This is a genomic window from Kibdelosporangium banguiense (genome assembly GCF_017876405.1).
GTDB lineage: Bacteria > Actinomycetota > Actinomycetes > Mycobacteriales > Pseudonocardiaceae > Kibdelosporangium > Kibdelosporangium banguiense.
The window spans coordinates 7902296-7921248 of record NZ_JAGINW010000001.1; the positions used below are offsets into that span (position 1 = coordinate 7902296).

14 protein-coding genes are annotated in these 18953 nt (G+C 67.0%); 8 read left to right on the forward strand and 6 right to left on the reverse strand.

Annotated features, from left to right (window positions below):
- Window positions 1–12 precede the first annotated feature (12 nt).
- From JOF56_RS36310 to JOF56_RS36335, 6 genes are read left to right on the forward strand one after another with little or no spacing between them, the layout of a single operon-like run.
- Window positions 13–1575, forward strand: a complete 1563-nt coding sequence (locus JOF56_RS36310) for an ABC transporter substrate-binding protein (protein WP_209643951.1) — start codon at window positions 13–15, stop codon at window positions 1573–1575.
- A gap of 6 nt (window positions 1576–1581) precedes the next feature.
- Window positions 1582–2529, forward strand: a complete 948-nt coding sequence (locus JOF56_RS36315) for an ABC transporter permease (RefSeq protein WP_209643952.1) — start codon at window positions 1582–1584, stop codon at window positions 2527–2529.
- Between the two features lies 1 nt (window position 2530).
- Window positions 2531–3388 carry an ABC transporter permease gene (locus JOF56_RS36320; RefSeq protein WP_209643953.1) on the forward strand — a complete coding sequence of 286 codons (858 nt, stop codon included), beginning with the start codon at window positions 2531–2533 and terminating at the stop codon, window positions 3386–3388.
- Window positions 3389–3411: 23 nt separating this feature from the next.
- Window positions 3412–5412, forward strand: coding sequence for a dipeptide ABC transporter ATP-binding protein (locus JOF56_RS36325; RefSeq protein ID WP_307855412.1), 2001 nt, complete (start codon window positions 3412–3414; stop codon window positions 5410–5412).
- Window positions 5412–6968 (forward strand): sulfatase family protein, encoded by a 1557-nt coding sequence (locus tag JOF56_RS36330; RefSeq protein WP_209643955.1) that lies wholly within the window; start codon window positions 5412–5414, stop codon window positions 6966–6968. The genes JOF56_RS36325 and JOF56_RS36330 overlap by 1 nt, the downstream gene beginning before the upstream one ends.
- Window positions 6965–8473, forward strand: coding sequence for an arylsulfatase (locus JOF56_RS36335; protein ID WP_209643956.1), 1509 nt, complete (start codon window positions 6965–6967; stop codon window positions 8471–8473). The genes JOF56_RS36330 and JOF56_RS36335 overlap by 4 nt, the downstream gene beginning before the upstream one ends.
- A gap of 38 nt (window positions 8474–8511) precedes the next feature.
- On the opposite strand, the gene JOF56_RS60320 is transcribed toward JOF56_RS36335, so the two are convergent.
- Window positions 8512–10530 (reverse strand): ATP-binding protein, encoded by a 2019-nt coding sequence (locus tag JOF56_RS60320; protein WP_209643957.1) that lies wholly within the window; start codon window positions 10528–10530, stop codon window positions 8512–8514.
- Window positions 10531–10970: 440 nt separating this feature from the next.
- Between JOF56_RS60320 and JOF56_RS36345 the strand changes: the two genes are divergently transcribed.
- Window positions 10971–11534, forward strand: a complete 564-nt coding sequence (locus tag JOF56_RS36345; RefSeq protein WP_209643958.1) for a dihydrofolate reductase family protein — start codon at window positions 10971–10973, stop codon at window positions 11532–11534.
- A 5-nt stretch (window positions 11535–11539) separates the two neighbouring features.
- Here the strand turns inward: JOF56_RS36345 and JOF56_RS36350 are convergent, their stop codons facing one another.
- Both JOF56_RS36350 and JOF56_RS36355 read right to left on the reverse strand, forming a co-directional pair.
- Entirely contained in the window at window positions 11540–12454 is a 915-nt protein-coding gene (locus tag JOF56_RS36350; protein ID WP_209643959.1) for a YobF C-terminal domain-containing protein, read from the reverse strand.
- 76 nt (window positions 12455–12530) lie between these two features.
- Window positions 12531–14111 carry a sensor histidine kinase gene (locus JOF56_RS36355; RefSeq protein WP_209643960.1) on the reverse strand — a complete coding sequence of 527 codons (1581 nt, stop codon included), beginning with the start codon at window positions 14109–14111 and terminating at the stop codon, window positions 12531–12533.
- Window positions 14112–14273: 162 nt separating this feature from the next.
- Between JOF56_RS36355 and JOF56_RS36360 the strand changes: the two genes are divergently transcribed.
- Entirely contained in the window at window positions 14274–15791 is a 1518-nt protein-coding gene (locus tag JOF56_RS36360) for a tannase/feruloyl esterase family alpha/beta hydrolase (RefSeq protein WP_209643961.1), read from the forward strand.
- A gap of 61 nt (window positions 15792–15852) precedes the next feature.
- Here the strand turns inward: JOF56_RS36360 and ligM are convergent, their stop codons facing one another.
- The 3 genes from ligM to JOF56_RS36375 are packed head-to-tail and all read right to left on the reverse strand — an operon-like array spanning window position 15853 to window position 18684.
- Window positions 15853–17247, reverse strand: coding sequence for a vanillate/3-O-methylgallate O-demethylase (ligM, locus tag JOF56_RS36365; protein ID WP_209643962.1), 1395 nt, complete (start codon window positions 17245–17247; stop codon window positions 15853–15855).
- A 22-nt stretch (window positions 17248–17269) separates the two neighbouring features.
- Window positions 17270–17965, reverse strand: a complete 696-nt coding sequence (locus JOF56_RS36370; RefSeq protein WP_209643963.1) for a 4-carboxy-4-hydroxy-2-oxoadipate aldolase/oxaloacetate decarboxylase — start codon at window positions 17963–17965, stop codon at window positions 17270–17272.
- Entirely contained in the window at window positions 17962–18684 is a 723-nt protein-coding gene (locus JOF56_RS36375; RefSeq protein ID WP_209643964.1) for a PIG-L deacetylase family protein, read from the reverse strand. Before JOF56_RS36375 ends, JOF56_RS36370 begins: the two co-directional genes overlap by 4 nt.
- Between the last annotated feature and the right edge of the window lie 269 nt (window positions 18685–18953).

Here is an 18953-nt window from a genome sequence, read left to right on the forward strand (position 1 = left end):
GAGGTGTCAACGATGTACCCCACATCCCCCCGTTCCGAGCTGTCGCGCCGCACGTTCTTCGGCCTGTCCGCGCTCGGTGTCCTGACTGTCGCGGGCTGCCGGTCGGCGGTCGACGAGGCCGCGAAGACAAGCGGCACGTCGGCCACGCCCAAGCCGGGCGGCACGCTCGTCGGGACGGTCGCGGCCGAGCCGTTCCCGAACGCCTACTTCACCGGGCGGCCGGGCAACATCTTCTGGAACCGCAACGTCCTGGAGACCCTCGTCCTCATCGACGAGAAGGCCAAGCCGCACGGGCTGCTCGCCAGGGAATGGGAGTTCCGGGACGGCAACAAGGCGCTCGTGTTCAAGCTCCGCGAAGGCGTGAAGTTCCACTCCGGCCGCGATTTCACCGCGGAGGACGTCGTGTTCACCGTCGAGCGCGCGGCCGCCGGGGACGGCCTGGCCAACCTCGTCGGCGGGATGAAGGGCTGGAAGGCCACGGCGAACGGGCAGTACGAGGTCACGATCACCTCGCCGCGGCCGATGCAGGCGACAGCCCTTGACATCCTGGACGCCATCCCGATCGTGGACAAGGAGTCCTACAAGGGCCTGCAGGACGGGTCGAAGGTGATCGGCACCGGCCCGTTCGTCTGGTCGGGCTACCGGCCGGGCACCGAGATCACCCTCAAGCGCAACGACTCCTACTGGGAGAAGGGCCTGCCGTACCTCGACGGCATCACTGTCACGGTGATCAAGGACTCGACGGCGCAGCTGGCGGCGTTGCGCACCGGGCGCGCCCAGTTGGCCAACGGGCTCACCATCCAGGACTCCAAGACCATCGTCGACGACAAGGCGTTCCAGCTCGACGAGAACCACGGGCTGGTCTACGGGATCGGCTTCGACGTCAACCAGGCGCCGTTCAACAACCCCGACCTGCGCCGGGCGATCGGCTACGCCATCGACCGCGAGCGGATCAAGAGCCAGGTGTTCGGTGACGTCGGCACGATCACCAGCCTGCCCTGGAGCGACAACACCGTCGGCTACCCGAAGGACCTGGCCGGCAAGTACACCTTCGACCAGGCCAAGGCCCGGCAGCTGATCCAGCAGGCCGGCGCGAACGGCGCCAAGTTCGAGATCGCGCTGCACGCCCTGCCGGTGCCGCGCGCCATCTACCAGATCATCGCGCGCAACCTGACCGACGTGGGGCTGCAGCCGTCGCCGGTCGAACTGTCCTCGGCGGACTTCGAGCCCCGCAGGGCCACGGGCAAGCTCGGGCCCGCGTTCCTCACGTGGACGGCGGTGGCGGGACTCCCACCGGCGCTCATGGTGGACGCGCTCTCCGAACTGCGGCCGGACAACAACACCTCGCGTTTCGTCGACGCGACCTACCAACAGCAGGTCACGAACCTGGTCGCCGCGGCGGACGACAAGGCCACATCGGCCGCGCTGCGGGAGGTTTCCGAGACCCTGCTGGACGACGCGTTTTTCCACACCTACGCGATCACGCCGACAACGACCGTCCGCGCCGCATCCGACCGGGACAACCTGATCGGCCGCTACGGCCGGTCGATGCGCGCGACCTACCTCGCTGGGTGAGATTCGATGGGCCATTACCTGTTGCGCCGGCTGCCGTCGGTCGTCTTCGTACTGGCGGCGACCACGGTCGTCGCGTTCCTGCTGCCGAGACTCGCGCCCGGCGACCCGGCCGCGGTCGCCGCCGGGCCTGACGCGACCGCGGCGCAGATCGCCGCGGTCCGCGCGCAGATGGGCCTGGACCAGCCGCTCATCGGGCAGTACCTGCACTGGATCGGCGGCCTGTTCACCGGCGATCTCGGCACGTCGCTGCAGCTGAAACGCCCCGTGGCCGAGCTGATCTCCGACCGCGCGGGGAGCACGGTGGAGCTGACGATCGCGGCCACGCTGCTGCTGACCGTCTTCGGCATCGGGATCGGCGTGTTCGGTGGGTCGGCCCGGCGGCCGCTGACGCGGTTCCTGGCCGACGCCACCACCACGCTGCAGCTGTCGATGCCGCCGTTCCTGGCCGGTTTGCTGCTGGTCATCGTGCTCGGCGTCGCGTTCCCCGTGCTGCCGATCAGCGGGGAGGTGCCGGTGCTGGACGATCCCGTGATCGGCCTGCAGTACCTGATCCTGCCCGCCGTGGCGCTCGCGGTGCCGATGTCCGGTGGTGTCGCGATGCTTGTACGGTCCTCAATGGACAATGCATGGCGGCAGGACTATGTGGACCTTGCGGTGGCCAAAGGCGTGCCACGGCGGCGGATCACGGTGCGCCACGTGCTGCGCAACAGCCTCGGACCGGCTGTGGTGGCGCTTGGCATGCGGTTCGGCGACATGCTCGCGGGTGCCGTTGTCATCGAGATGATCTTCGCGCGCAACGGCATCGGGCAGCTCGCGGTGTCCAGTGTGCAGAACGCGGACTACAACGTCGTTCAAGTGATCATCGTCGGCGCGGTGCTGATCGCCGTGCTCGTCCAGCTGGGCACCGAGATCGCCTTGGCCGCCCTCGATCCCCGCGTCCGGTTGGGAGCGTGACATGGCCACTTCTGTGAAGAAACCGGGCCAGAACACCGGGGGAGCGCTGCGCCGGTATGCCACCGCGTTCCGCAGCCCGCGTGGTATGGCCGGTGCGATTCTGCTGGCACTGCTCGCCCTGGTGTCCGTGCTGTCGCCACTGCTGTTTCCGGCGGGCTACGACGACCAGTCGAACGTCGCGCTGGCCGGCCCATCGGCAGCCCACTGGCTGGGCACCGACGAACTGGGCCGCGACATCCTGGCTCGCACGATCTACGGCCTGCGTACCGACCTGTCCCTGTTGCTGACGGCCGTGCCGTTGAGCGCGGCGATCGGCACCCTGCTCGGGCTGGCCGGCGTGCTCGCCCGCTGGCTCGGCGCCGCGACACAGCGCGTGCTCGACGTCATCCTCGGCTTCCCCGGACTGTTGCTGGGCATGACCATCGTGCTGGTGATCGGCACCGGCTGGCTGGCCCTGTTCGTGTCGTTGCTCGTCGTCGGGCTGCCGAGCTTCGGCCGGCTCGCCCGGGCCGGCCTGCTCGTGGAGCAGGAACGGGAGTACGTCCTGGCCGCCCGCGTGCTGGGAGTGCCGCGCCGCACTGTCCTCACGCGACACGTCCTGCCCAACATCCTCGACCCGATCGTGGTGAACGCGGCCGTGTACATGGTGGTCGGGATCTTCATCGAGGCCGGCCTGAGCATCGTCGGGCTCGGCATCAAGCCGCCGATCCCGTCGCTGGGCGCCATGCTCAACACCGGCGCGCGGTACGTCGAGGCGCATCCGGCGTATGTCCTGGGGCCCGGTTTGGTGCTGCTGATGCTGGCACTGGCCCTCACGTTGCTGTCCAACGCGCTCAACAAGGCGGTGCTCAGAAAATGAACGTGGCCTCAAAGAGTGCCGTCGTGTCCACAAAGGATGACCCGGTGAGCTCGTTGCTGGAAGTACACGGGCTGCGGACCGAGTTCGTCACCGATGCCGGTGTCGTGCGGGCGGTCAACGACGTCAGCATCACCGTGCCCCGCGGCCGGGTCGTCGGCGTGGTGGGGGAGTCCGGTTCCGGCAAGTCGGTCACCGCGCGGTCCATCCTGCGCATGGTCAACCCGCCGGGCCGGATCGTCGCCGGTGAGCTGATTTTCGACGGCCGGGACCTGCTGGAGCTGTCGGAGAAGGACATGCGGGAGATCCGCGGCAGCGAGATCTCGATGGTGTTCCAGGACCCGCAGTCCGCGCTCAACCCCGTGATGACCGTCGGTGACCAGATCGCCGAGGCGCTGACCGTGCACGGCGTGAGCCGGCAGATCGCGCGGGCCCGGGCGCTCGACCTGCTGTACCAGGTGGGCATTCCGGACGCGGAGCGGCGGCTCGACGACTACCCGCACCAGTTCTCCGGCGGCATGCGCCAGCGCGTGGTGATCGCCATCGCGCTCGCCGCCGAGCCGTCGCTGCTCATCGCGGACGAGCCGACCACCGCGCTGGACGTCACCATCCAGGCCCAGATCCTGCGCCTGCTGGGCCGATTGCGCGACGAACTGGGCATCGCGGTCCTGATGATCACCCACGACATGGGCGTGGTCGCCGAGACCTGTGACGACGTCGTGGTCATGTACGGCGGCCGGGTCGTCGAGCAGGGGCCGGTGGAGACCGTGTTCGCACGGCAGGAGCACCCGTACACCGCGGACCTGCTCAAGGCGATGCCCCGGCTGGATGCCGGGGACCGCAGCCGCCTGCCCGCGATTCCCGGTGCCCCACCGGATCCCGCCGCTCTGCCGACGGGGTGCGCGTTCCACCCGCGGTGCAGGCTGGCCGAGGACCGTTGCCGTACCGACATTCCGAAACTGCTGCCGGTGCAGACACCCGGGCACGCGTCCGCCTGCTGGGTCACTCAGGGCGGAGCCGCCATTTCGCCGCTCACGCCCACCGAAGAGGCACACGCCCGGCCCGGTCCCACCGGCGAGCCGTTGCTGTCGGTCGAGAACCTGCGCGTGGATGTCGCCGGCGGGCGTCGCAGCCTGTTCCGAAAACCCGAGCCGGTGTACGCCGTCGATGGGGTCAGCCTGTCGGTCTCCGGCGGCGAGACTCTGGGGCTGGTCGGCGAGTCCGGCTGTGGCAAGTCGACCCTCGCGCGCACGATCGTCGACATCAACCAGCCGTCGTCGGGCACCGTGCAGGCCGACTCGGGCGTGCAGTACGTCTTCCAGGATCCGTACGCCTCGCTCAACCCGCGGCGCACGATCCGCCAGTCCCTCGACGAGGCACTGGAGAGGCGCGGGGTGCCGCGTGCCGAACGGGATGCCGAGGCCGGCGAGTTGATGCGGCGGGTCGGCCTGTCCGACGGGCATCTCGACCGCTACCCGCACGCGTTCTCCGGTGGGCAACGTCAGCGCATCGGGATCGCCCGCGCGCTCGCCGTCCAGCCGAAGGTGCTGATCCTCGACGAGCCGGTGTCCGCGCTCGATGTGTCGATCCAGGCGCAGATCATCAACCTCCTCGAGGGACTGCGGGACGATCTCGGGCTCGGCTACCTGTTCATCGCGCACGACCTGTCGGTGGTACGGCACCTGTCCGACCGGGTGGCCGTGATGTACCTCGGCAAGATCGTCGAGACCGGGCCGGTCGAAGCCGTGTACTCGACGCCGGGGCACCCGTACACGGTCGCGCTCATGTCGTCCTCGCCTGTGCCGGACACCACGCAGCGCGACCGGGAGCGGATCGTGCTCACCGGCGACCTGCCCAGCCCGAAGCAGCCGCCGTCCGGCTGCCGGTTCCGCACCCGTTGCCCGATCGGCCCGCTGGCGAACCCCGACCGGGAGATCTGTGCGCAGCAGGAGCCACAACTCGCGCTGACCCCGACCGGCCAGCACGTGGCCTGCCACTTCGCCGGCGAACTGGTGGGCAGCGCCTGATGCGGATCATCTACGTCGACGTCGACACACTGCGGGCCGACCACACCTCGCCCTACGGCTACCAGCGTCCGACCACGCCGAACCTGGCCGCGCTGGCGGACAAGGGCGTGGTGTTCGACCGCTACTACTGCTCCGACTCACCGTGCCTGCCGTCCCGGACCGCGCTGACCAGCGGCCAGTTCGGCATCACCAACGGTGTCATCGGCCACTTCGGCGAGGCGGCCCGTTTCCGGCTCGACGCCGGTCACGGCGCCGACCCGCACCGGCCACTGTTCGGCCAGCGGCTAGAGCAGCACGGCTATCACACCGCGGCTGTGTCGATGTTCGCCGAGCGGCACCGTGCGTACCACTTCTGTGGCAACTTCCGTGAAACGATCCGGGCCACAGGCAAGATCAACGACGAGGAGGCTCCCGAGATCAACGCGGTCGCGCTGGACTGGATCCGCCGGCACGCGCACGAGGACGACTGGTACCTGCACCTCACTTATTGGGAACCGCACACCAACTACCAGACAGGTCCCGAGTGGGCGGAGCGGGCCGCCGCGTCCGGCCCGCCGCCCGCGTGGCCCGACCAGGCCGCGATCGACGGGCACGCCGAAGTGTACGGTCCGCGCAGTGCGCTGGACCTGCACTACTTCGCGATGCCGCGAAGGTCCCCTGTGCCGCACAACATGCCCGACGAGGTCCGTACCCGTGCGGACTTCGAGCACCTGATCAACGGATTCGACGGCACGATCATGTACTGGGACCAGTACTTCGGCGAATTGCTGTCCACTTTGGAGCAGCTTGGGATCGCGGACGAGACGGCGATCATCGTCAGCGCCGACCACGGTGAGTCGTTCGGGGAGAACGGTTCCTACGCCGAGCACGCCCATGCGAACGAGCCCGTGCAGCGGGTCCCGCTGGTGGTGTACTGGCCCGGCGTCACCGACGACCTGCCGGAGGATGCCCGGCGGTGCGACTCGTTGCTGTACAACATCGATCTCGCACCGACCTTGTGCGAGCTGCTGGGCGTCCCGATCCCGGACGGATGGCAAGGGGAGTCGTTCGCCCAGGCGATCCGTGGTGAACGCGTCGGCTCCCGCGAGTATCTCGTGCTGGGGCACGGCGCGCACACGTACCAACGGTCTGTTCGGACGCGTGACCACCTGTACATCCGCACTTACCACCCGGGCGCATACCGGGCCGAGTGGGAACAACTGTTCGACGTCACCGCCGACCCGCACCTGACCCGGGATCTGTTGCCGGACAAGCCCGACCTGGCCAACGAGATGCGGGCGCACCTGGCTGAGTGGTGGCACCGGTACGCAGGCCGGCCGGGCGCCCTGCCCGACCCGATGCTCACCACTCTCCAAACAGGACCGACCTACTACACCGACCCCAAGCGGTACGCGCAGCACCTGCGGGACACCGGCCGCGCGCACCTGGCCGAGGATCTCGAACAGCGCCTGAGCGCCGTCACCCCGACGACACCGATCTCTTGGCACGCCCCGGACGTCGCGTGGCCGCCCGGCCGGCACGAGGAGCTGGTGCGCAGGCTCGGGGGCAGTGGATGAGCAGGCCGAACGTCGTGCTCGTCCTCGCCGACGACCTCGGCTACTCGGATCTTGGTTGCTACGGCAGCGAAATCAACACTCCGAACCTGGACGCGTTGGCCCGCAACGGAGTCCGGCTGACCCGGTTCACCACCACCGCGCGGTGCAGCCCGTCACGAGCGTCGCTGATGACCGGGCTGCACCCGCACCAGACCGGCATCGGCGTGCTGACCGCCGACGACATCCCCGGTGGATACCCGGGCACCCTCAACGACCGGTGCGCCACCGCCGCCGAGATCCTCGGCGCGGCCGGCTACACCACGTACATGTCGGGCAAGTGGCACCTCGGCAGTGACCCGGCGGCGTGGCCGACGCGACGCGGATTCCTGCACTTCTACGGCACGTTCTCCGGCGGCGGGAACTACTACTCCCCAGCCGGTCTGCGCAGGGGAGAGCAGGAAGTACCACCCGACCCGGACTTCTACTACACCGACGCCATCACGGACGCGGCCGTCGACGTCCTCCAAGAGGATTCCGGGGACAAGCCGTTCCTCTGTTACGTCGCCTACACCGCGCCGCACTTCCCTTTGCAGGCAAGGGAAACGGATATCGCCCGGTATGCCGGGGAGTATCGTGACGGCTGGGACGTGGTGCGTGAGCGCCGGATCGCGCGGATGCGAGAATTGGGCATCTTCGACGGCAACGCCGCACCACGCGACCCGCTCGTGCCCGCCTGGGCGGACGCCGAGGACAAGGAGTGGGAGCAGCGGCGGATGGCCGTCTACGCCGCCATGGTCGAGGTCATGGACCGCGGTATCGGCCGCATCGTCGACGAACTACGCGCCAGCGGCCGGCTCGACGACACAGTATTCGTCTTCCTGTCCGACAACGGCGGATCAGCCGAAGAAATCCCGCCCAGGCTCGGCAGCGACCCAGGCCGCGGCCCGAAGATCATCCCGGCCGCCACAAGAGACGGCGGCCCGGTCTACGTGGGCCGGTACCCAGACCACCCACCGGGCGGCGAGGACACATTCACGTTCTGCGGCCGCGAATGGTCGCACGTATCCAACGCGCCATTCCGGATGCACAAGCGCTGGGTACACGAAGGCGGGATCGCCTCGCCGTTCATCGTGCACTGGCCACAAGGACTAGGCGACCGCGCCGGCACAATCACAGACGCCGCGCACTACCTACCGGATGTCCTGCCCACCCTGCTGGAGATCACGGGCGCGCCGTACCCGGACCACGTGCCACCGCCCGAAGGCGTCAGCATGCTGGAATCCCTGCGCGGCGCCCCCAGCGACGACACCCGTTGCCAATTCTACGAACACATCGGCAACGCAGCAGTCCGTCGCGGCAACTGGAAGCTCGTGCGCGAGCACCCAGGCGAGTGGGAACTGTACGACATCGCGACCGACCCAACCGAACTATCCAACGTAGCCGCCGCGAACCCGTCGGTCGTCGACGAGCTGGCCCAGGCCTGGACGGAGTGGGCGTCGCGCTGCGGTGTCCTGCCGCCGGCCTGACCGCAGGTCGGCATCATCGGTGCACTGGCCACTCCCGGTCAGAGCGGGGAGCGATGGGGAGGGTTGAAGGAGTCGGGGCCGGAGCGTTCGAATTCCTGGAGAAGATTTTCCTTGAGCATCTTCGAGCTGGTTATCTTCGTCTGAAGGCCTTCGCCGCGGCATCTTTCCGCAAGGCTGTCGAGTGAGCTGAAGGTGACGATCTTGGTCAGCTTCCGGGCGCCTCGCTGATCTATCTCGGCCATCGCGGCCCGGTACTTCTCGTCGCGGCCTGGGTGCTCGCGCTGTAGTTCGATGATCTGTTCTTCGAGCGCTTCGCGTAGTGGCCTCATCTCGTCTTCCACACTGGTCAGGTGTTGCTCGAACCAGCGGATGTGCTTGGGCTTCAACGGTCTGCGCCACGCACGCAGATAACGCAGTTGAGCCTCGAGGACCGGGTAGCCCACGCGCGCAGCCTTGTCGAGACGGCCGCGACGAGTCACAGCATCATCGAGTTCGAACTTTTCCGCGTTGCTGTTGATGACAAAGACGATCCATCTGTTGTCGCGAAGTCGTTGCAGCCGTGGCAGCATGCCGGAGGTGATGAAGGCGCCGACCGTTCTGTTTTCGATCGAGGTCGCGTTCGGGCGCCATTTGAAGAACTCCTCGCACTCGTCGAAGAGTACGACTGTTCGCCGTAGGTGCATGAGGTCCTCGAAGATCTCGTCTGCGGCTGCTTCGAACCCTTCGATGCCCTTGCGGAGGAAGACCGGCGGAGACAACGTGAGAAGGGGCCAGCCAAGCGCTTTGGCTGTTGCCACGACCAGTGAGGTCTTGCGGGTCCCGGGTGGACCGTAAAGCAGAAACGACGCGGTCTCCACTGGGCGCTCGTTGACGTTGCGGATGGTGGGCTCGAGGATTTCGGACTTGATACCTTCGACGATGCTGTTCTTCTCGGTCGGGTCGACGATGGACGTGAACTTCGCGAGACGATCCGACGGCAGCTCTTGCGACTCGAGCACCTGGTAACGGCCTTGGAGAGGGATCAGCCAGGTGAGGTCGGCCCAGAAGCTCCGGAATGCCGGAGCTCCTCTGCTTGCCCGGTATTTCCGCAGGATCTGTTCCTGACGTGCGAGCCTGAGCGCGTCGCGGTAGGCGAACAGAAACTGAAGGACCACCGCCGTGGTCCAGGACTCGATTTCGTACCCTGCTCTGGTCCGGTCGTTCCGCCATCCACTCGCGTCCTCGTGCTTGGCATAAGAACTCTGCACCAGGCGGAACGACGCGTCCATAGCGGGCAGCGCGGCGGTATAGATGCCCATGTCGGACTCCTGCAGATCGAGCAGTGCGAGGGTGGAGAGAGCCAAACTGAGCTCGACGCTGGGGATGTAGACCAGGCGCCGCCCGCCGAAGCTGAGTACCCCGGCACTCGTCCACGTGCCGCGCTCAGACTGGTCCTTCACCAGAGCGGCGACGCCTTGCTCGATGAGAGGGGAATCGGCGTCCCCGGTGAATCTCGCGAGCAAAGCGCAACAGCTGACCAGCGAGCTCGAGTCGAAACCCGGAGCGGGCAGCAGGTGCAGGCCAAGCTGTTGAACTATCTCGTCACGGACCCGGTTGAGCAGTTCAGCCTGCTTGAACGTCCCGTCCGCTCCGTCCGCACTCGCGCCGTCGAGATAGGCGATCGTGCGGGCAGCGGCGTCCAGGGCACGCACACTGTGCAGTGTCAGGAAGTGATGGGTTCGCGCCGCCTCGTGAACCTTCACTCCATCATCTGACAGCTGCTTCGTCACTACAGTGGTGAGTTGGAGAAGGTAGTCGAGGAGCGCCGCGCGGCGTTTCCTTGAGAGTTTGAAGTTACATGCGAGCTCTGTTACCGGGCTCAGCGCAAGGGACAGCGACAATAGCAGCTGGGCGTCCGTGAAGGGATTCTCGCGGTTTTCTCCGTGGCCACGAAGCGATGGGAGCGGTAGGCTGAAGTATTCTTTGATCATGCGATGCACGGCGGTCTGGATGTTCGTGCAGAATTGCCTGGACGGTGCGATTGTCTCGTTTTCGCTGAAAAAGTACGCGGCGGCCACCAGTGCTTGGAACGACCTGTTGTTCGACGTCGCTCCCTTGCCGCGGCCGAGTGCGGCGGGCTCCTGTGTCTCCTGAGCGGACGAGTCGCCCTTGGTGCGCCAGCTGTCTCGCCAGAAGTTGCCGGTTTCGCTGTCCCACGTGCTCAACAGTGACTCGCATGCGCGCACGAGCCATCTGTCGACCACGTCTGTCGAAACTTCCTGGCTTCCGGGTGGCGTTTGGTACACGTGCACTCCTGGCTGACAGTGACCCCGCGACTTGGAAGGTCCGTGTCCTGTCGCGTCGTCCACGCCCCACGCTGCGCTACAACCTGCTCAGAACGAGCAGTTGAACTTCACTCGAATGATGGAAGGCCGCGTGAGTCTGGATCGGGCAGCGATGAGTTTTCTGTGCCGCGTTGGTCTATATGTCCGAGAGCGACTTACGGAAGGCTGGCGTGATGCGGAAACTGATCTACGGCATGAACCTGAGTCTCGATGGCTACATCGCCGCGCCGGGTGATGACATCAGCTGGGGTGTGCCGACTGAGGAGCTGTTTCGGTTTTGGACCGACCAGTTGCGGGTGACCGAGCTGTCGCTGTACGGGCGCAAGTTGTGGGAGACGATGAGCTCCCACTGGCCGACCGGCGACCAGCAGCCGGACGCCACTCCGGCGGATGTCGAGTTCGCGCGTCTCTGGCGGGACATGCAGAAGGTGGTGTTCTCCTCGACGGTTGACAAGGTCGACTGGAATACCCGTCTGGTCAGCGGTGACGCGGTCGCTGAGATCACCCGGCTCAAGGCCGAGGACGGCGGCCCGATGGACATCGGCGGCGCGACGCTGGCCGCGGCGGCCATGCGGGCCGGGCTGATCGACGAGTACGTGTTGGTCACCGCGCCGGTCCTGGTGGGTGGCGGCACGCCGTTCTTCACCGCGCTGGACAGCTGGGTGAACCTGAACCTTGTGGAGACGCGGACGTTTCCCGATGGCGTGGTCCTGACCAGGTACGAGACGAAACGCTGAATCTGTCAGCTGTCCGGCAGGCTGGTCCGCAGCTGTTCATAGGTCGGGGCCAGCCGGCGGAGTAGCTGTGCGACGGTGGTGCGGTCGTCGGTGACGAGTGGGTGCTGCATGGCTCCGATGAGTTGTGCCTGCGAGCCGGCGATGTCGGCGGCTTTGTGCTGCTCTATGAGTGAGAGGCAGGTGGCTGCGTCGTTCAGGCGGCGGGCGCCGACGCGGATCGCGAAGTGGCTGAGGTGACCGTGTTGCGACGGTTCGAGGCCGTTTTCCACGAGTTCGGCGAGGCGTTCGAGGGCTGCCGCGCTGGACGACACCGGTGGGTTCGCCTCCCCGGCAAGCCAGCGTGCTGCCGCGGGAAGTGACCGGCGCAGTGCGGTCGCATTGTCGACGGCGCGGACCTGCTGGAAGTCGGTCCGGGCGGTGAACTGCTCGGTGGCGTAGCCGATCGACTCGGCTCGCCAGGCGGTGATGAAGTCGTTGATCGGCAACGTCGCGTATGGGTGACCGTGAGGATCGTGGAAGCGCACGATGTTGTTCTCGACGCCGGTGACCACGACGTAGTGATCGGACCCGATGGCGGTTCCGGAGCCCGGGATGTGCAGAAGCAGTCCGAATTCGACCGGGCCGGCCAGCAGTGGGTGACTCGGGCCGGCCTCGCGAAGTCGCTTGGCGGCATCGGTGCCCGATCCGCCCGAGCTTTTCTGGCAGGTCCAGCCCAGCAGGTTGATCGCGGCGTCGAGCCCGATACCGGGATCCCATCCGGGTGGGTTGAAAAACGGGGTGACGCCGCCGATGAGCTCCGCGCCGAATGGGGAGCCGGTCAGGACCTCGATCACCGCGGGCTCGGGCGCCGCGGAACCGAGCACCATGGCCAGGCTGTTGGCGTAGCAGTACGGCCCAGAGCCGAGATAACGCATCGTCATGCCGACATCCTGGGATAAATTTCCAGTGGTTTTCAACATTTTGGAATGTGTGTAGTCTGCTAAAACAACGGGGAATTCAGGCCCGTTCGAGGTTGATTTCCAGCACCGTGGTGTTTTCCCTGACCGGAATACCGGCCGTCAGGGGGATCGTGAACCTGACCATCGTTCCCGCCTCCGCGCCAGGCTGGACGGTCAGTGTTCCGCCCCACCGTTCGGCTCGTTGCTGCATGCTCTTGAGCCCGTATCCGGGACTGGCCGGGATCGCCGTGGTCTCGGGGTGCAGGCCACGGCCGTTGTCGGAGATGGTCGCGTGCAGCCGCTTGCCGCGGACATCCAGACGGATCACCACCTGACCGGCTTCGGCGTGCTTGACCACGTTGTGGATCGCTTCGGCCACGATCCGGTAGACGTCCTCGGCCAGGTCCCCGCAGACTGTGTCGAGCCTGTGGCCCAGGTGCATGGTGAACTGCAGTCCGGTGCGGTTGGTCGTGCTCTCGACCAGCGCGCGGACGGATTCTTCGAGGCCGCCGCGTTCGGTGGTGGCGGTGGGGCGCAGTTCGTGCACCATCGCTCGCAGGTCGGTGAGCGCGGTCTGGGAGAGTTGCCCGACCTCGGCTGCCATCCGGTGGACCGCCTCCGCGGCCACGGGCTCGCCGCGCCCGGCCAGTACCTCCATCGCCTTCGCCTGCATCGAGACGGAGAAGATCTGCTGGACGATGGAGTCGTGCAGGTCGCGGGCCAGCCGCTGGCGCTCCTCCCGGCGGACTGTGTCGCGTTCGCGCTGCATCAGGGCCGCGTAGTCGATGGCGATCGCCGCCTGTTCGGACATCGCGATCAGGAACTCGAGCGTTCGACCGCCCACGACCTGGCCGGGCGCGAAGTACGCGTTGAGGACCCCGGCGCATCGGCCACGGGTGATCAACGGGACGCTGGCGAAGGAATCCCAGCTGATCTCGCCCATGTAGTCGCGCAGGGGAATCCAGGCAGGGTCGTGCTGGATCTCGTTCCACCGGTTGGCGACCACCACGGGCTTGCGGGTCTCGAGTGCCTCGAGCATGCGCAAGGACGCCCCGCGGTCGCGGCATTCGAGCAGTCGTTCGAAGAAACCGTCCCAGTGCCGGAATCCCGCAGTGCCCATCACCTGCAGTCCGCGACCGCTGTCGTCGACAGCGAGGACCTGCACTGCTGCCAGCGCGTCGGTCTGTAGGACCTCTCGTGCGAGCGCGTCGAGCGTTGCCGAGACCGACCCGTGCGAAGCTAGATTCGCCGCGCTACGCGCGAGCGCGGCGATTCGCCGTTGCCGATGCCGTTCCTCCGTGACGTCACGGAAGGTCACCACGGCGAGCCCACGGTCACGCGGCAGGTGACGCACCCGGTACGCGATCTCGCGGCGCATTCCCGAGGCTGGGGTCCACGTCAGCACCTGTTCGCCGGGACCGTCGTCGAACAGCCCGGCCGGTTCGGCGACCGTGTCCGAGACGAGGGAGAACGGCGCCTGCGAGCCGATCAGTTCCGCTTCCGGCTGTCCGAGCAGCCGGGAGCCGACCAGGTTGACGCGGACGAACAGCCCGTCACGGTCGACGACGGCGAGCCCGTCCGGCGCTTCGATCGCGCTGTCGCCCCAGCCGAGATCGGCCGGTTCGTGCTGGGCCGGCATGGCGGGACCTCCTCGGTGCCGGGTCCCGAGTGGCCTTTTGCGGCACTCCGGATACGTCAAATGCTGCATCTGCTCCGGACCACGATCGTGGTGCACTGCCTGGGAGTGTGTCTCCAGAGAGGTGGGCATTCTATGCCAGGTTCCTTGTCACCACCCAGTTTGATGGCCGCTGTAGTGCTGGCGGCTTGTACGGTGGTGCTGCCGGTCCCGGCGGCTTCGGCCGCGCCGGCCCGGTCCTGCGCCGACATGACCAGTTTTGCGCCCCCACGCACGAAAGTACTCGCGGCCAAACAGGACTCGGGCGACAGCACCACACCACCCTCCTGCCGCCTGACGTTGCGCGTAGCCGACCCTGTCGACAGCGGTTCGGTCACCGTCTGGGTCTACTTGCCCACACGTACCTGGAACGGCCGGTTCCAGGGTGTCGGGGGTGGCGGCTTTTCCGGCGGGAACCCGGACTCGCTCGTCGCGCCACTGCGTGCCGGCTACGCGGCCGCTGCGACCGACGTCGGGCACGTCGGCGCGACCGCCGACTTCGCGCTCAACGCCGACGGCAGCCTCAACTGGCCGGCGATCGAGGACTACGGCTACGAGGGAATCCAGGACATGACCGTCACCGCGAAGGCCGCGGTGCGGGCGTTCTACGGGAAGGCGCCCGCGTATTCGTACTTCAACGGCTGTTCGACGGGTGGGCGACAGGGATTGATGGAGGCGCAGCGGTTCCCGGACGAGTACGACGGTGTGCTGGCCGGTGCGCCCGTGATCAACTACAGCAGGATGCAAACCGCCCAGATCTGGGGCCAGGTCGTCATGCTCGAATCCCGCAACCCGGTGGCGGCGTGCAAGTTCGACACCGCGGTGAAAGCCGAGATCGCCGCGTGCGACACGGTCGGTGACGGGGTCCGGGACGGCGTCATCGGAGATCCGCTCTCCTGCCGGTTCGACATGTCGTCCTTGGTCGGCAAACAAACGCCCTGCGGCACGATCACGGCGACCGACGTGGCCGTGATGAAGAAGATCCAGGAAGGTGCACGCGACGAGAAGGGACGCTTCCTCTGGTACGGCCTCGCGCCCGGTGCACCCTTCGCGGGCCTGAACGACACGGTAGAGAAGGACGGCAAACTTGTCGGCGCACCGTTCGTATACGACCTGTGGTGGATCAGCCTGTTCCTCGAACAGGACCGTTCGTGGGACTGGACCACGCTCACCTACGAGCGGTTCGAGAACTACTTCCGGCAGGCCGTTCGGCAGTACAACGACATCCTGGGAGCGGACAACCCTGACCTGTCCCGGTTCCAGCGTTCCGGTGGCAAAGCCGTGATCTGGCACGGCAAGGCGGACTTCGGCGTGCCGTATCAGGGAACGATCGACTACATCGACCGGGTCAGGCAGAAGCTCGGCCCGGCTCGGACCGACCAATTCGCCAGGCTGTTCCTCGCCCCAGGGGTCGGACACTGCCGTGGTGGCGACGCCCCGCAGTTGACCGATCCGTTCGGCGCGCTCGTGGACTGGGTGGAACACGGCAAGGCGCCGGTGAAACTCGATGCGAGGATCACCAACGCCGACGGCACGGTGGCTGCGACTCGTCCGGTGTGCGTGTACCCGACCCTGGCCCGCTGGACTGGTAAGGGAGACGCGAAGGACGGACGCAACTACCGGTGCGTTCCGTCGCGCGGCTGACCGAATGCACGATGCCGGACGGCGGGGTGAAACGCCCCTGCCGTCCGGCATCGCTGTTGGATCAGACTGAAACTGCTGTGCGCCAGCCGGCGTGGTAGCTGTCGCGGGCCATCACCGAGTACGGGGCGGGGCTCACGATGGCACGGACGGCGAACTGCTCGTGCGGCTGCACGGTGGTCTTGCGGCTGCCTCCGTCGGGCTCGCCCCAGATCACGCGGACCTCGGCGCCGAGCGGGACGTCGGGGTTGACGGTGGCCAGCGAAAGCGCCTTGCGCTCGTTCGCGCTGTAGCCGGTGAACAGGGACAGACCGACGGTGTTGCCATCAGCATCCACAATGGAGTCGAAGTTCGACGAGCCGTAGTTCGCGTTCGGCAGGTCGAAGAACTGGTAGCCGGGGCCGTCCGGGTCGACAGGGGAGGCGAGCAGTTTGCCGACGTCCTCGTGGTTCCAGGCCAGGGTGACCTTGCGGCGCTGCTGTGCGGCGTCGATCGCCTGCAGGGCGTCGCGGCCGATGAAGTCGTGGTCGAACTTCACGAAAGAGCCGTAGCCGAGTTCCCAGGGGTTGAGGTAGTAGTCCTCGATGCGGTCGGACACAAAGCTTCCCGCGAGGGCGTTGGTCGCCTCGTAGCTGTCGGCGCCGAGCCACTCACGGTAGGGACGCAGTTCTTCGCTGGTGTAGATGGCCGGCAGCGGGGAGGGGATCCAGCCGGATTCGAGCGTGTTGCACGAGTACGCCCGCGCACCCGCGGGTTCGAGGCCGAACTCGCGACCGGCTTCGAGAATGGTGTCGCGCACCTTGTCGTAGGTCTCGTACGGGCCCCAGATCTCGAGTCCGGGTGCTCCGGCCATGCCGTGGCGCAGCGTGCGGACCTTTTCTCCAGCGATGGTGAGATGGCCCATCCGGAAGAACTTCACCTGTTCGACCGTGCCGCCGTTGACCTTCTCGATGACCTCCCAGGCACGCGGTCCCTGGATCTGGAAGCGCCACAGATCGCGGGTGACCTGCTTGCCGTAGGGCCGCGACGGTGAGCGCTGGTCGAGGCGCAGGTCGACGTCGTAACCCTGCTGGGCGTGGTAGGTCAGCCAGTTGGCGACCGGTGCGCGGCCGACGAAGATGAACTGGTCCTCGGCCAGGCGGAACAGGATGCCGTCGCCGATCACGCCGCCCTCGGGGGAGATCGGGACGAACTGCTTGGCGGTGTCGACGGCGAACTTGGCGACGCTGTTGATGCCGGTATCGGAGATCAGCTTGAGGGCGTCTTTGCCGGAGATGAACAGGTTGACCATGTGGTGGCTCTGGTCGAAGAGCGCGGCCGTGTCCTGCCAGGCCTTGACCTCACGGCGGAAGTTGGTGAACTCCGACGGGACGACGGGGTAGATGTAGGCGCCGAGCTGGGAGTCGCGCAGCAGCTGCACGGTGCTGCCCGCGCGGTCGAGGACTTCCTGGAGGTTCATGGCTTTCCGTTTCTCACGCGGGTCAGAGCCCGTATTTGGTGGCGGTGACGTATTCGACGCCGAGTTCGGCGAGCCTGGTGCGCAGGCCGTAGCGGTCCAGGCCCAGTTCGCCGTCGCGAAAGGCCTGGCGGGAGGCTTCTTCCTTCTCCGCGCGTGCTTGCGACTTCACCAGCGCTGTTTCGACGTCGGCGCGGGGTACGACCATGACGCCGTCGTCGTCGGCGAGGATGGCGTCACCCGGACGGATCGACTGGCCGCCGATGGTGACCGGCACGTTGACGGCGCCGGGGGTGGCCTTGACCGTGCCCTGTGCGGAGACCGCGGCCGACCACACAGGGAAGTTCATCGCGTGCAGCTCGGCCACGTCACGGACGCCGGCAGCCGTGACGAGCCCGCGAACACCGCGGACCTGCAACGCGGTGGCGAACAGCTCGCCGAACATCCCGTCCGTGCTCGGGGAGGTCGTGGTCACCACCAGCAGGTCGCCGGGACGGCATTGCTCGACCGCCGCGTGGATCATCAGGTTGTCACCCGGCCAGCAGACAACGGTGACGGCGGTACCGCCGATCCGGGAACCGAGGTACACGGGCCGCAGCTGAGGACCGAGGAAACCGGTACGGCCAAGCGCTTCGTGCACCGTGGCCACGCCGTAGTCGGCGAGCTTGTCGACCTTCTCGATCGGCGCGCGGGGTGGGTCGGTGACGATGACTGTCCTCATGCGAGCTCCTCGGTCACCTGTGGGTACAGGCGCATGTAGGCCTCGCCCATCGTGTTGTGGGGCAATCCGAGGTTGGGTCCGGCGTTCCGCTTGACCTGCACGCCGCGGCGCTTGGCCAGATCGCTGTAGTACTCCCACATGTGCTGCTGGGCGGGCAGGCATTCCATGGCCTTGCGCTTGGTCTCGAAGACCGGCGTGATGTCGAGCAGCACGTTCGGCTTGAAGTCGCACTGTTCCGGTTGGTGGGGTTCGAAGAAGAAGACCGGGGGAGCGCCGAGCGGGTCACCTGGTGCGTCGTAGCCGATGGCCTGTGCGAGCACTCTGGCTTGCAGGGCCATGCGGGCGGCTGCGGGGTGGTCGCCGTTGTACGGGTCGGCGAGCGGGTGCGTCAGCACAACCGATGGGTTGACTTCGCGGTACACCCGCACGATGCGGTCGACGAGCTCGGGTGTCTCCTGCAATGGGTAGTCACCCGCGTCGAGGAACTCGATCTCCGCGCCGAGTACTCCCGCTGCCGCTTCGGCTTCGCCGCGCCTGATCGCCTTGATCTCCGTCAGGGATTTGCCTTCGCGCCAGGCCTTCGCCGACTCGCCGCGTTCGCCGAAGCTCAGGCAGAGGACTTTCGCCCGCCTGCCCCGGCTGGTGGCCAGGGCGATCGCCCCTGCCGCGCGCCAGACGAAGTCACCCGCATGGGCGCTGACCACCAGTAGGGAACTCATTCCCGGCAACTCCTCGATCGTCGTCGGCTCTCTTCAGCGACAGTAGGAGCGGCATGGGCCCGGATGTCAGGTCTCGCCGACCGGTCTGCACTACGTCATTTGACTCGAATACAACGGACGGATCGACGCCGTGACTGTCGACATCGGACCGTTGCACCGCGTCGGTGACCGGCCGGCCTGTGGTACGGCAAGCCGCCCGGGCACATCGGTCATTTGTCGCGGTCAAGTCGGCCTCGATGCCTGACGAAAGCGGCCGCGCGCTCGGCTGT